This is a genomic window from Aquimixticola soesokkakensis (genome assembly GCF_900172375.1).
GTDB classification, from domain to species: Bacteria; Pseudomonadota; Alphaproteobacteria; order Rhodobacterales; family Rhodobacteraceae; genus Aquimixticola; species Aquimixticola soesokkakensis.
The window spans coordinates 196,473-209,718 of the sequence record NZ_FWFS01000006.1; the positions used below are offsets into that span (position 1 = coordinate 196,473).

The window sequence follows — 13,246 nt, forward strand, 5'->3', positions numbered from 1 at the left end:
TGGAGGGGAATTCCATGGGTTTTCATGAAGTAAGATTTCCGGCGAACCTGAGTTTCGGGTCGGTGGGGGGGCCGGAGCGGCGCACCGAGATCGTCACGCTTGCCAACGGTTTTGAAGAACGCAACACGCCCTGGGCCCATTCGCGCCGGCGCTATGACGCGGGGCTGGGGATGCGATCGCTTGATGATATCGAGCAGATGATTGCATTTTTCGAGGCGCGTCAGGGCCAGTTGTACGGGTTCCGCTGGAAAGATTGGGCGGATTACAAGACCTCCATCGCGTCGGGCATCGTGTCCCACGAGGATCAGGACATTGCGCTTGGCGATGGGGTGACGACCGCGTTCCAGCTGATCAAGAACTACACCTCCGGCAGCGTCACCTATGCCCGTCCGATCGCCAAGCCGGTGCTGGGGACGGTGAAAATGGGCATTGAGGGTGAACAGCTGTTTGAAGCGGTGCATTGGAGCGTCGATCTGGCGAGCGGCATCGTGACGTTCGTGGATGCGCCCGAGGAAGGGGCGCAGATCACCGCCGGATTCGAGTTCGACGTGCCTGTGCGCTTTGATACGGACCGGATTTCCACCTCGGTTGCATCGTTTCAAGCGGGGCAGGTGCCCAATGTTCCGGTCGTCGAGGTGCGTTTGTGATGGGGTTTGATGCAGCACTCAAGGCCCATTTGCAAACGGGCACGACGACAACCTGTCGCTGTTGGTCGGTCACGCGGCGCGATGGTGCGGTCTACGGGTTTACGGACCACGACATGACCCTGCGCTTTGGGGACATTTCCTATCGCGCCGACACAGGAATGACGGCGACAGCTTTGGAGCAATCCACGGGGTTGTCGGTTGATAACTCCGAAGCGATGGGCGTGTTGAATGCGACCTCGATTTCCGAGGCGGATATTTTTGCCGGACGGTTGGACGGGGCCGAAGTTGTCGCTTGGTTGGTGAATTGGGCTGACGTCGCGCAGCGGGTGATCCTGTACCGTGGCACGATTGGTGAAATCACCCGTGCCGACAGAGGGTTTCGCGCCGAGTTGCGCGGGCTAACCGAGGCGCTCAATCAGGAGCAGGGGCGTGTCTATCAGGCGCCTTGCGGGGCGATCCTGGGCGACGGGGCCTGCGGTGTGGATTTGTCGCAGCCGGGCTATTCGGTCGAGCTTGCGGTGGAAACGCTGCGCGACGGCAAGTTTTTCGAGTTTAGCGGCATCGAGGGGTTCGAGGCGCGCTGGTTCGAGCGCGGGCGCTTTGTGGTTCTTGGCGGTGCGGCGGCCGGTTTGTTCGGGGTGATCAAGAATGATCGCACCAGCGGGGGGCTGCGGCGTATCGAGCTGTGGGAAGCGCTTAAGGCGGTGGTGGCTCAGGGCGATCTGGTGCGTTTGGAAGCAGGCTGCGACAAACGGGTCGAGACCTGCCGGCTCAAGTTCGATAACATGCTGAACTTTCGAGGGTTTCCCGACATTCCTGGCGAGGATTGGCAGATGAGCTATCCGCAATCTGCCAAGATGAACGACGGGGGGAGTCTGCGGTGAGTTCCATTTGGGCTGAGCGCGCGCGGGCGTGGATCGGCACCCCCTATCTGCATCAGCAGTCACTCAAGGGGGTGGGCACGGATTGTCTGGGCCTGCTGCGCGGTGTGTGGCGCGAGGGGATCGGCGCAGAGCCGGTTGTTGTGCCTGCCTATACCCAAGATTGGTCCGAGGCCGCGCGGGACGAGCGTCTTTGGCGCGCTGCGGCATGTCATTTGGTTGAAAAGCCCGTGCGCGCGCTGGCAAGCGGCGATGTGATCCTGTTCCGGATGCGCAACGGGGCCGTGGCCAAACATTTGGGCATCGTTGGCGCGGATCGCCCCAGCGCGAGCTTTATTCACGCCTATAGCGGGCATGGGGTCGTTGAAAGTGCGCTGACCCCGCCGTGGCAACGCCGCATCGTTGCGTGCTTTGCGTTTCCAGAGGGAGAAAACTAATGGCGACGATCCTTTTGTCTGCTGTCGGGGCCGCTGCGGGGGCTTCGGTTGGTGGCGGTGTTTTAGGTCTGTCATCGGTCGTCTTGGGACGCGCGATTGGCGCGACCGTTGGCCGTGTGATTGATCAGAGGTTGCTGGGGAGCGGCGCGCAGGCCGTCGAGACTGGCAAGGTCGACCGTTTGCGTTTGACGGGGGCCTCCGAGGGCACGCCTGTGGCGCAAGTGTACGGTCGGATGCGCGTGAATGGCCAGATCATTTGGGCGACGCGGTTTTTGGAGCATGTGAGCACATCGGGGGGGAGTGGCAAAGGCACGCCGCGCCAACTGTCGGTCACGAGCTATTCCTACTCGGTCTCGGTTGCGATTGCCCTTTGCGAGGGCGAGATTTCGCGGATCGGGCGTATTTGGGCCGATGGCACTGAGATCAGCCGCGATGATCTGAACCTGCGGGTTTACACAGGGTCGCAAGATCAATTGCCCGATCCCAAGATCGAAGCCGTGGAGGGAACCGGCACGGTTCCGGCCTATCGTGGGATGGCTTATGTGGTGTTCGAGGATTTGGACCTTACGCCCTATGGCAATCGCATTCCCCAATTCACCTTCGAGGTGATGCGCCCATCGCAAGAGGCGGTGCCGGATGATTTGACCCACGCGGTCAAAGCGGTCGCCTTGATCCCGGGGACGGGCGAATATTCGCTGGCCACGCAAGCGGTCTATCTGAAAAAGGGCCCGGGCGAGACCGAGGTGGCCAACCTGCATACGGTGGGCGCGCGGTCGGATTTCGAGGTCTCGCTTGAAGCTCTGGATGAGGAGCTGCCCAATGCGGGGTCGGTGTCTATGGTCGTGTCCTGGTTTGGCGATGATCTGCGCTGCGGGGATTGTGCGATCACGCCCAAGGTCGAACAGACGGTGACCGATGGCACCCCGATGCCTTGGGAGGTGTCCGGGATCAGCCGTGGAGAGGCCCAAACCGTGCCGACCGACGCCCAAGGTCGGGTGATTTACGGAGGCACGCCCGCGGATGCCTCGGTTGTGCAGGCAATTCAGGCGCTGGGCGCGCGCGACAAGAAAGTCGTGTTCTACCCGTTCATTTTGATGGATCAACTGGCCGATAACACGTTGGTCAACCCCTGGACTGGCGAGGTGGGGCAACCGGCGCTGCCGTGGCGCGGCCGCATCACGACCTCTCTTGCGCCGGGAGTGGCGGGGACAAGTGATGGGACGGCTTTGGCCGATAGCGAGGTCGCGGCATTTTTCGGCGCCGCCCAAGCGAGCGATTTCACGGCCACGGGGAGTTCTGTCACCTATTCGGGTCCGGCGGAATTTTCCTTTCGGCGGTTCATTCTGCACTATGCGCATCTCTGCGCTTTGGCGGGGGGCGTGGATGCGTTTTGCATCGGCTCCGAGTTGCGCAGTCTGACGCAAATCCGGGGGGCAAGCGGCTTTCCGGTCGTCACGGCTCTAAAAGCCCTGGCGGCAGATGTGCGCTCGATTTTGGGGGAGGCCTGCAAGATCGGCTATGCCGCGGATTGGAGCGAATATTTCGGCTATCAGGTCGATGGAAACCTCTACTTCCACCTCGATCCGCTCTGGGCGGATGAGAACATAGATTTCATCGGGATCGACAACTATATGCCGATGTCCGATTGGCGCGACACCGAGGGCGAAGCCGACGCGGCGTATGGGACGATCTACAACCTCGACTACCTGCGCGACAATATCGAGGGCGGGGAGGGCTATGATTGGTATTATGCCTATGACGAGCACCGCGACGCACAGATCCGCACGCCCATCACCGATGGCGCCTATAACGAGCCGTGGGTATATCGCTACAAAGACATACGTGGATGGTGGGAGAATGCCCATTTCGAGCGGATCGCCGGGGTGCGTTCTGGCACAGCGACCGCGTGGGTGCCGCAATCCAAGCCGATTTGGTTTACCGAAATCGGCTGTGCGGCGATCGACAAGGCAACGAACCAGCCCAACAAGTTCCTTGACGCAAAATCCTCGGAAAACGCTTTGCCGCATTATTCTGACGGACGGCGCGACGAGTATATCCAGATGCAGTATTTGCGGGCCATTTATGGATATTGGGGGGATGCGGCGCATAACCCGATGTCCGAGGTCTACGCCGGGCCGATGATCGACATGGAGCGCGCTCATGTTTGGGCATGGGATGCGCGCCCCTATCCGGCGTTTCCGGCCAATTCCGAGGTCTGGTCGGATGCGGAAAACTACCGCAAGGGGCATTGGATCAACGGGCGCTCGACGGCGCGTCCTTTGTCGGATGTGGTGCGCGAGATTTGCGCGCGCTCGGGAGCCCGCGCGCCAGAGGTGGATGCGCTGCACGGGCTTGTGCGGGGCTATAGCGTGTCGGATGGCGGGACCGCGCGTCAGGCATTGCAGCCTTTGCAGCTTGCCTACGGGTTTGACGTGATCGAACGTGATGGCGCGCTACGCTTTATCAACCGAACCGGCGCGCAAGACGGTGCGGTCGATGCCCAAACGCTGGCGGTTTCATCAAGTGAGTCCAGCACCTTCGAGATGATCCGTGCACCGGAGGCCGAAGTGGCGGGGCGCGTTCGGTTTACCTTTGCCGATTTCGACAACGATTATAGTGCGCGCTCTGAGGAGGCGATCCATCCGGATGAAGAAAGCCGGTTGGTGACCAGTACGGAGTTTCCGCTTGCGCTGACCCGCGCCGAGGGGCGCGCTGTCGTGGAGCGCTGGCTTGCCGAGAGCCGGATTGCGCGCGACATGGCCAAATGGGCCTTTCCGCCGTCCATCGCGGATGTCGGCGCGGGGGATGTCGTCGCAGTCGCGCAGGACGGTGTATCGACATTGTACCGGATTGATCATGTGACCGATGCGGGGCTGCGCCAGATCGATGCGGTGCGGATCGAAGCCGAGACCTACGAGCCATCGCAAGCCGCAGAGGATACGATTGGCACCAGCGCCTTTGTGCCGCCTTTGCCGGTATTCGGGCTGTTCCTCGATCTGCCGTTGCTGACGGGCCAGGAGGTGCCGTTTGCGCCGCATGTCGCCGCGACGGCAAACATCTGGCCCGGAACGGCTGCGCTGTATTCGGCAATCAGCGATGCGGGCTACACCCTCAATACGCTGATCACCGAGCGCGCTGTGATCGGTGTGACGCAGACGGGCCTTGGCGCGGCTGCGGGCGGTCTTTGGGATCGGGGAGAGGCGCTGCGCGTCAAGCTGATTTCGGGGGCGCTAACCACGGCCGATCAGGCGTCTGTTCTGAACGGTGCGAACATGATGGCGATCGGGGATGGCACATCGGGACATTGGGAGGTGTTCCAGTTCGCCACAGCAACCCTTGTCGGTGCCCGGACCTATGAGCTTTCCGAGCGGCTGCGTGGTCAGTTTGGCACCTCTGCGCTGGGCGCTGAATGGCCTGCGGGATCCTACGTTGTGTTGCTCAATTCTGCTCCTAAGCAGATCGAGCTGGCAAGCTCAGAACGCGGTCTTGCGCGGCACTACCGGATTGGACCGTCGCTGCGGCCCTTTGATGATCCGAGCTACGAGCATCTGGTTGAGGCCTTTGCGGGGATCGGTTTGCGGCCCTACGCGCCATGCCATCTGACTCCGGTGCGCGTGGAAAACGGTGCGATCCGTTTTGACTGGATTCGCCAAACCCGCATCGATGGCGACAGTTGGGAAGCCTTTGAAGTGCCGCTGGGCGAGGCGAGCGAGCGCTACGCCGTAGACGTGATCGTGAACGGCAACATCCAGCGATCTGTGATCGTGACCAGCCCGAGCTGGACCTACACAAGCGCGCAGCGCGCAGCGGATGGTGCCTTGGGTGCCTTTACACTGCAAGTCGCGCAAATTTCCGACGCTTTTGGCGCGGGCCTGACCACAAGGATTGATATCAATGACTGACACACCCCGTTTTGACCTGCCCTTGCTGCAAGCCGCACAAGCGCAAAAACATGTGACTGTGAATGAGGCGCTCGCGCGGATTGACGCGGTTATTCAATGCACTGTGCAGGGCGCCTTTGGCAACACGCCCCCGGTAACGGCGAGCGAGGGCGCCTGTTTCGTCGTCGGCGCGGCCCCTGTGAATGACTGGGCAAGCCACGCGGGGGAGATCGCGTTGTTTGTAAACAACGGCTGGGCCTTTGTCGTGCCAACTGCGGGGTTTCGCGCCTATCGCAGCGACACCGGGCAATGGATGGTCTTTGACGGTGAGGCTTGGCAATTCGATCTTGTCACTGTGACACCCAACGGGGCTGGCATGGGGTTTCACACGGCAGAAATCGACCATGTCGTGAGCGCGGGCGCCAGCAGCGCGGTGACCTACGCAATCCCGGGTAACGCCGTTGTCTATGGGGTGACGGGGCGGGTTGTCACGGATATCACGGGCACGGCGACGGGGTTTTCGCTGGGCGTTGCGGGATCGACAAACCGCTATGGATCGGGCCTGTCGCTTGCTGCGGGAAGTTGGTTGCGCGGGCTGACGGGCACGCCCTTGACCTATTACGGGGACGAGGATCTCGTTCTGAGCGCGGAAGGTGGCACGTTTTCAGGCGGCACAATTCGCCTTGCCGTGCATTACGCGACCTTTGCTTTGCCGCGCGCCTGATCGCGCCATTTTGTTTGACTGCATCTTCTTTGGGTCGTGCCATTTGGCGCGGCCCGTTTTTTGCGTTTTGGTGCAGAAAATACAGCGCCGTATCTGGGATAGTCGATGCGCGCGCCCTATGTTAGACTTCGCAGCATAAGAAACAGACCAAAGGCATGTGACATGGCCGAAGCCCGCGCAAATCTCGCCGAACTTGATCCCGTTTGGAGCCGCATCCGTGCCGAAGCACTGGATGCTGTACAACAGGAACCCCTGTTGGGGGGGCTGGTGCACGGTTGTATTTTGCACCACGCCTCGCTCGAAAGTGCGCTGGCCTATCGCATCAGCCAGAAACTCGCCTCCACGGAAATGAGCGAGCAGCTTTTGCGCGAAATTGCCGACAGCGCATATCAAGATGACGCGTCGATCGGGCAGGCTTTGCGTGCAGATATTGTGGCGGTGTTCGATCGCGATCCTGCCTGCCATCGCCTTATCCAACCTTTGTTGTATTTCAAAGGGTTCCAGGCCGTTCAAGCGTACCGCATCGGGCATTGGCTCTGGGCGCAGGGGCGACGTGATCTGGCCTATTTCTTCCAGATGCGTGTGTCCGAACAATTCGGTGTAGACATCCATCCCGCGGCCCGCGTTGGCAAAGGGATCTTTCTGGATCACGCCCATTCCATCGTCATCGGCGAAACGGCCGTTGTGGGGGACAATGTGTCGATCCTGCATTCCGTGACGCTTGGCGGTACGGGCAAGGAGGACGAAGATCGCCATCCAAAAATTGGCGATGGCGTGTTGATCGGGGCAGGGGCTGCGGTGCTTGGCAATATCAAGATCGGCCATTGCTCGCGGATTGCTGCGGGGTCTGTTGTCCTCTCGGAGGTGCCGCCCTGCACCACTGTCGCGGGCGTGCCCGCCAAAGTCGTGGGCGAGGCAGGCTGTGCACAGCCGTCCATTTCGATGGATCAACGGCTCAAATAACGGCCTCTTGCGACGGGCTTGCACGGCTGTGAAAGGCCGCGCGGTCGGTTTTGCCACAAACAATTTGCCACAAACAAACTGTGTCGCGCTGCGGCTTCGCGCGCTCGATTACCGCCATATGCGAGATATGAAAAAGGCCCCGACGCTTTCGCGCGGGGCCTTTTTTTATGTGTACAACCGTGGTTTAGGCCAGCATTGCGACAGGGTTTTCAAGGTTGTCGACAATCGCGTTCAACAGGTTCGCGCCGACCGCACCGTCAATCACACGGTGATCAACGGACATGGTCACGGACATGACATTGGCCACGGTGATCTCGCCATCCGCACCGACAACAGGTTTCTTCTTGCCTGCGCCGACCGCCAGAATACCGGCGTGGGGCGGGTTCACGATCGCATCGAAATTGTCGATGCCGAACATCCCGAGGTTGGAAATCGCGAAAGCGCCGCCGTTGTATTCGTGCGGGGCCAACTTGCGCTCACGCGCGCGTTTGGCGAGGTCTTTCATCTCGCTCGACAGGGCCGAAAGCGACTTCATGTCGGCGTCTTTGAGCACGGGGGTAAACAGACCGCCCTCGATCGCCACGGCAACGGCAACATCCGAAGGTTTCAGTTGCAACACGCGATCACCCGCCCAGACCGCATTGGCCTCGGGCACGGCTTGCAGCGCGTTTGCCACAGCCTTGATGATGAAGTCATTGACCGACAGCTTTACGCCGCGCGCTTCCAGCTGCTTGTTCAAAGTCGCACGGAACGCCATCAAAGCGTCCAGTTGAATGTCGCGACGCAGGTAGAAATGCGGGATGGTCTGCTTGGCTTCCGACAGGCGGGCGGCAATGGTTTTGCGCATCCCGTCCAGTTTGACTTCCTCGTAGGCGCGCCCCTCGTAGGTCTTTTTGATCGCGTCGAGCGAGGGCGCAGCAGGCGCAGCGGCCGGGGCCGCAGAAGCTGTCGGTGCCGCTGCCGCAGGGGCCGCTTTGGGCGCTGCGGTTGCGTTTTCGACATCCGCTTTCACGATACGGCCCTTGGGGCCCGATCCCGTGATCGTCGTCAGGTCCAAGCCCTTTTGACCCGCGATGCGCCGTGCGAGCGGCGAGGCGAAAATGCGCTCCCCGTCCTTTTTCGGCGCAGCCGGGGCAGGGGCATCAGCCGCTGCGGGTTTGGCTTGCGCTTCTTTGGGCGCTTGGGTCTCTTTTGCGGGAGCGGCGGGGGCAGAGCCCCCGACGGTGTCCGCCGCAGACGCGTCTTCACCGTCCTCCAAAAGCACGGCGATGGCGGCGTTCACTTTGACGCCTTCCGTGCCCTCGGCGACCAGAATCTTGCCGATGACGCCTTCGTCTACCGCTTCGAATTCCATCGTCGCCTTGTCGGTCTCGATCTCGGCGATGATGTCGCCGGATTTGACCTCATCGCCCTCTTTGACCAGCCATTTCGCCAGCGTGCCTTCCTCCATCGTCGGAGAAAGCGCGGGCATAAGTAGTTCAATAGCCATATCTTTTCTCCTTAGCGGTAGGTGACAGCTTTAACGGCCGCGATCACTTCATCCGTGGTCACAAGCGCATGCTTTTCAAGGTTCGCCGCATAGGGCATCGGCACGTCTTTACCGGTGCAGTTGATCACCGGCGCGTCGAGATAGTCGAACGCGCGCTGCATGATCGTCGCACCGATGTGGTTGCCGATGGACCCAACGGGGAAGCCTTCCTCGACGGTGACGCAGCGGTTGGTCTTCATCACGGAGGCCAGCACGGTGTCGTAATCGATGGGGCGCAGGGTGCGCAGGTCGATCACTTCCGCCGAAATCCCTTCCTCGGCCAGCTTGTCCGCCGCTTCGAGCGCATAGGTCATGCCGATCCCAAAAGACACGATGGTCACATCGCTGCCTTCACGCCAGATCCGCGCCTTGCCAAAGGGAATGGTGAAATCATCCATGACCGGCACCTCAAAGGATTTGCCGTAGAGGATTTCGTTCTCAAGGAAGATGACAGGGTTGGGATCGCGGATCGCGGACTTCATCAGACCTTTGTAGTCGGAGGCCGAATAGGGCATGACCACTTTCAGACCGGGAACCTGCGCATACCAAGCCGCGTAATCGTGGCTGTGTTGCGCGCCAACGCGGGCTGCCGCGCCGTTGGGACCACGAAACACCATGGGCGCGCCCATCTGGCCGCCCGACATATACAATGTCTTGGCCGCCGAGTTGATGATGTGGTCAATCGCCTGCATGGCGAAGTTGAAGGTCATGAATTCCACGATGGGCTTGAGACCGCCAAAGGCCGCGCCAGTCGCGATACCGGCAAAACCGTGCTCGGTGATCGGCGTGTCGATGACGCGTTTGGCACCGAATTCGTCCAGCATCCCTTGGGAAATCTTGTAGGCGCCTTGGTATTCGGCCACCTCTTCCCCCATGAGAAACACGTTCTCGTCGCGGCGCATTTCCTCGGCCATCGCATCGCGCAGCGCTTCGCGCACGGTCTGCGTTTTGGTCTCGGTGCCCTCGGGGAAATCGGGGGAGGCTTTGGACACGACCTCGACAGCGGCTTTGGGCGCTGCGGGGGCTTTGTCGGCGGCGGGGGCTGCTTCGGCCTCGGGGGCTGCTGCGGCTTTGGGGACCGCATTCACGTCCTCGCCCTCTTCGACGATGATCGCGATGGCGGTGTTGACCTTCACGCCCTCGGTGCCTTCGGCCACAAGGATCTTGCCGATCACACCCTCATCCACAGCCTCGAATTCCATCGTGGCCTTGTCGGTTTCAATTTCGGCCAGAATGTCGCCGGAGGACACGGTGTCGCCCTCTTTGACCAGCCATTTTGCCAGTGTGCCTTCTTCCATCGTCGGAGAAAGCGCGGGCATCAGAAGTTCAGTTGCCATTGGTCTGTTTCCTCCCCGAAATCAGGCGTTGTGCTGCGGAATTTCATCCGCATAGATGTCGGTCCAAAGCTCTTCGAGCGCGGGCTCGGGGCTTTCCTTGGCGAACTCTGCCGAGGCGTTGACGATCTCTTTGATCTTTTTATCAACGTCTTTGAGTTCTTCTTCGGTCGCGTGGTTGCCGGTCATCAGCATCGAGCGGATTGCCTCGATGGGATCGCGTTCCTCGCGCATTTTCTGCACTTCCTCGCGGGTCCGGTATTTCGCGGGGTCCGACATGGAGTGGCCACGATAGCGGTAGGTTTTGACCTCGAGGATGTAGGGGCCGTTGCCCGCGCGGCAATGTGCCACGGCGCGCTCGCCCGCTTCCTTGACGGCGAGAACCGACATGCCGTCGACCTCTTCGCCCTTGATGCCGTAAGCCGCACCGCGTTCCCAAAGCGAAGGGGATTTGGTGGAGCGCTGCACCGAGGTGCCCATGGCGTATTGGTTGTTTTCGATGACGAAAATCACCGGCAAATCCCAAAGCTGCGCCATGTTGTAGGTCTCATAGACCTGACCCTGGTTGGCAGCACCATCGCCGAAATAGGCAAAGGTCACATTGTCATTGCCTTTGTATTTGTCCGAAAACGCAAGACCGGCACCGATCGGCACCTGCGCCCCCACGATGCCATGGCCGCCGTAGAAATGTTTCTCTTTCGAGAACATGTGCATGGAGCCGCCTTTGCCTTTGGAATAGCCGCCTTCGCGACCGGTCAGCTCGGCCATCACGCCGTTGGCTTCCATGCCGCAGGCCAACATGTGGCCGTGGTCACGGTAGGAGGTGACGCGTTTGTCGCCTTCCTTGGTTGCGGCTTCAAGGCCGACAACAACAGCTTCCTGACCGATGTAGAGGTGGCAGAAACCGCCAATCAGGCCCATGCCGTAAAGCTGGCCTGCCTTTTCCTCAAAGCGCCGGATCAGCAGCATATCGTGATAATAAGAGAGTAGTTCGTCTTTCGACACATTCGCCTGCGCGGCAGGCTTGCTGTCGCTTTTACGGGTAGCCATGCGGCCTCCTCCTCCAAGTCGCGCCAATAGTTTAACGTTAAACAATATTCTAAACGAGGCGTGCAGCGATTGCACGCAATATTTGCAACAGCGCCCGCCTAGCAGCTATGCACAGAGCGCAAGTGCGCCATCACGGCCGCGCAGATGCGGGCGCAGGTGGGTGTGCAAACGGCGCCCGCAGGCGCCGCAAAGCAAAGAAACAAAGGAGGGGCAGGGGGTTAGCGGATCACGACCTCATCCGAACGGACTGCGCCCAGAACATCGCGGGCTTGTTCGTCGAGCAGGTCAAGATCGAGATAGTCATCCGACAGCCGCTTGGTCTTGTTGCGCATGGCGATCAATTGTTCTTCCAGCGCATCGGCCTGCGCACTCAGCGCGCGCCCTTCTGCTTCGACCTGAATGCGGCGAAACAGCCCGTAGTTGCCCTGCACAGAGGCAAAGGCAAAGTAGCTTCCCAAAAGGAATGCGATGGTAAAATAGACGACACCGCCAACAGGAAGGCGGTTACGATGGGTGCTGCGCGACATCTGGGTCAGCCTGCGATTTGTTCTGCCAATGCGTCCTCTGACGGGGCGCTGGGGATCATCATGCCACAGGCGATTCGCCGTGTGAATCCATAAAATGAAGACAAGCGAAAATTTGCGAATGTTGTTTGACACTTAGGGCGCGTACCGCTTCGGGAACAGTCCAAAGGAAAAGGGCGGCCCCGAAAGCCGCCCCGCACCGTGTCGATTTTGAAAATACCCCCGGTATCTTCACCCTGTGGCGCGTCAGGCCGCGACCGTCTCGCCCGCGATGGAGGCTTCGAAAATCGCCTCGACGGTTTCGCCCAGCACCGCATCAAATTCTGCGTCGGACTGTTTGGCCGAGAGGCCGGTGATCAACGCGCGGCTGAAGGAGGCAATCATGCCATCGTTTTTCGCCAGCAGCGCACAGGCTTCATCGCGCGAATAGCCGCCCGACAGGCTGACAACCTTGAGCACGCGCGGGTGGTCGATCAGCGGCTTGTAGAAATTCGCAACGCTGGGCAGCGACAGCTTGATCATCACCTGTTTGGAGGCATCCAGAGCATCGAGATGTTTGAGCAGTTCTGCGCGCAGGATCGTTTCGGCTTCGGCTTTGTCTGTGATCGAAATCGTGACTTCCGGCTCGAGCATCGGCATCAAACCGCCCGCGATGACCTGTTCACCAATGGCAAACTGCTGGGCCACAACGGCTTTGATCCCCGCTTCATTCGCCGCGTTGATCACCGAGCGTTCTTTGGTGCCAAAAACGCCAAGTTTTTCGGCGCGCGCCAAAAGCGCGTCCAGATCGGGCATCGGCTTCATCAGTTGAACGCCGTTTGCTTCCTCTTCCAGACCTTTGTCGATCTTGAGAAAGGGAACAACGCCCTTCTTTTCCCAAAGGAATTGCGCGGTCGCAATGCCGTCGATGTCGCGGTCCATCGTCTGTTCGAACAGGATCGCGCCGACGACTTTCTCACCGGTAAAGACCGGCGATTTGATGATGCGGGCGCGCATCGCATGGATCATGTCGAACATTTCGGCATCGCCGTTGTATTCGGTTTCGTCGACGCCGTAGAGCTTGAGCGCTTTGGGCGACGAGCCGCCCGATTGGTCAAGAGCTGCAATAAAGCCTTTGCCGGCGCGGATCTGATCGGTGTGCTTGGCATTCGCCATGGGTGTTTCCCCGTCTGGTAGCAGGCAGTTGTCTGTGCAGACAAACTGCCCTCGTGTGATTGGGCCATCCCTGACTGGTTATCCGCGAATTGAATGGGCTTCAATTCTGTTAGCGCCAACAC

General features: G+C 60.2%; 11 protein-coding genes. 6 read left to right on the top strand and 5 right to left on the bottom strand.

Annotated elements, in window-relative coordinates:
* Positions 1 to 14: 14 nt before the first annotated feature.
* The 6 genes from AQS8620_RS09345 to cysE all read left to right on the top strand — a co-directional run bounded on the left by AQS8620_RS09345 (position 15) and on the right by cysE (position 7,533).
* Entirely contained in the window at positions 15 to 647 is a 633-nt protein-coding gene (locus tag AQS8620_RS09345) for a DUF2460 domain-containing protein (protein WP_085836650.1), read from the top strand.
* The gene (locus AQS8620_RS09350) at positions 647 to 1,531 is read left to right on the top strand and encodes a phage/gene transfer agent baseplate hub protein (RefSeq protein WP_085836584.1); all 885 of its coding nucleotides are present in this window, start codon (positions 647 to 649) and stop codon (positions 1,529 to 1,531) included. Before AQS8620_RS09345 ends, AQS8620_RS09350 begins: the two co-directional genes overlap by 1 nt.
* Positions 1,528 to 1,965, top strand: coding sequence for an NlpC/P60 family protein (locus tag AQS8620_RS09355; protein WP_085836585.1), 438 nt, complete (start codon positions 1,528 to 1,530; stop codon positions 1,963 to 1,965). The genes AQS8620_RS09350 and AQS8620_RS09355 overlap by 4 nt, the downstream gene beginning before the upstream one ends.
* Positions 1,965 to 5,867 (top strand): baseplate multidomain protein megatron, encoded by a 3,903-nt coding sequence (locus tag AQS8620_RS09360; RefSeq protein ID WP_085836586.1) that lies wholly within the window; start codon positions 1,965 to 1,967, stop codon positions 5,865 to 5,867. The genes AQS8620_RS09355 and AQS8620_RS09360 overlap by 1 nt, the downstream gene beginning before the upstream one ends.
* Positions 5,860 to 6,570 (top strand): DUF2793 domain-containing protein, encoded by a 711-nt coding sequence (locus tag AQS8620_RS09365; protein WP_085836587.1) that lies wholly within the window; start codon positions 5,860 to 5,862, stop codon positions 6,568 to 6,570. The genes AQS8620_RS09360 and AQS8620_RS09365 overlap by 8 nt, the downstream gene beginning before the upstream one ends.
* Before the next feature lie 162 nt (positions 6,571 to 6,732).
* Positions 6,733 to 7,533, top strand: coding sequence for a serine O-acetyltransferase (gene cysE, locus AQS8620_RS09370; protein WP_085836588.1), 801 nt, complete (start codon positions 6,733 to 6,735; stop codon positions 7,531 to 7,533).
* Positions 7,534 to 7,717: 184 nt separating this feature from the next.
* Here cysE and AQS8620_RS09375 read toward each other — a convergent pair whose 3' ends face one another.
* From AQS8620_RS09375 to AQS8620_RS09395, 5 genes are all read right to left on the bottom strand, one after another.
* On the bottom strand, positions 7,718 to 9,022 hold the full coding sequence (locus tag AQS8620_RS09375; RefSeq protein ID WP_085836589.1) for a pyruvate dehydrogenase complex dihydrolipoamide acetyltransferase: 1,305 nt from the start codon (positions 9,020 to 9,022) through the stop codon (positions 7,718 to 7,720).
* An 11-nt stretch (positions 9,023 to 9,033) separates the two neighbouring features.
* Positions 9,034 to 10,398 (bottom strand): pyruvate dehydrogenase complex E1 component subunit beta, encoded by a 1,365-nt coding sequence (locus tag AQS8620_RS09380; RefSeq protein ID WP_085836590.1) that lies wholly within the window; start codon positions 10,396 to 10,398, stop codon positions 9,034 to 9,036.
* A 21-nt stretch (positions 10,399 to 10,419) separates the two neighbouring features.
* Positions 10,420 to 11,445, bottom strand: coding sequence for a pyruvate dehydrogenase (acetyl-transferring) E1 component subunit alpha (gene pdhA / locus AQS8620_RS09385; RefSeq protein ID WP_085836591.1), 1,026 nt, complete (start codon positions 11,443 to 11,445; stop codon positions 10,420 to 10,422).
* A 218-nt stretch (positions 11,446 to 11,663) separates the two neighbouring features.
* Positions 11,664 to 11,972 carry an FtsB family cell division protein gene (locus tag AQS8620_RS09390; RefSeq protein ID WP_085836592.1) on the bottom strand — a complete coding sequence of 103 codons (309 nt, stop codon included), beginning with the start codon at positions 11,970 to 11,972 and terminating at the stop codon, positions 11,664 to 11,666.
* A gap of 243 nt (positions 11,973 to 12,215) precedes the next feature.
* On the bottom strand, positions 12,216 to 13,124 hold the full coding sequence (locus AQS8620_RS09395; protein ID WP_085836593.1) for a fructose bisphosphate aldolase: 909 nt from the start codon (positions 13,122 to 13,124) through the stop codon (positions 12,216 to 12,218).
* Positions 13,125 to 13,246: the final 122 nt, after the last annotated feature.

Excerpts from the sequence above, each read along its gene's own strand:
- AQS8620_RS09345 (WP_085836650.1), top strand. The coding sequence starts at position 15 with ATGGGTTTTCATGAAGTAAGATTTCCGGCGAACCTGAGTTTCGGGTCG.
- AQS8620_RS09350 (WP_085836584.1), top strand. The coding sequence starts at position 647 with ATGGGGTTTGATGCAGCACTCAAGGCCCATTTGCAAACGGGCACGACG.
- AQS8620_RS09360 (WP_085836586.1), top strand. The coding sequence starts at position 1,965 with ATGGCGACGATCCTTTTGTCTGCTGTCGGGGCCGCTGCGGGGGCTTCG.
- AQS8620_RS09365 (WP_085836587.1), top strand. The coding sequence starts at position 5,860 with ATGACTGACACACCCCGTTTTGACCTGCCCTTGCTGCAAGCCGCACAA.
- cysE (WP_085836588.1), top strand. The coding sequence starts at position 6,733 with ATGGCCGAAGCCCGCGCAAATCTCGCCGAACTTGATCCCGTTTGGAGC.
- AQS8620_RS09375 (WP_085836589.1), bottom strand. The coding sequence starts at position 9,022 with ATGGCTATTGAACTACTTATGCCCGCGCTTTCTCCGACGATGGAGGAA.
- AQS8620_RS09380 (WP_085836590.1), bottom strand. The coding sequence starts at position 10,398 with ATGGCAACTGAACTTCTGATGCCCGCGCTTTCTCCGACGATGGAAGAA.
- pdhA (WP_085836591.1), bottom strand. The coding sequence starts at position 11,445 with ATGGCTACCCGTAAAAGCGACAGCAAGCCTGCCGCGCAGGCGAATGTG.
- AQS8620_RS09390 (WP_085836592.1), bottom strand. The coding sequence starts at position 11,972 with ATGTCGCGCAGCACCCATCGTAACCGCCTTCCTGTTGGCGGTGTCGTC.
- AQS8620_RS09395 (WP_085836593.1), bottom strand. The coding sequence starts at position 13,124 with ATGGCGAATGCCAAGCACACCGATCAGATCCGCGCCGGCAAAGGCTTT.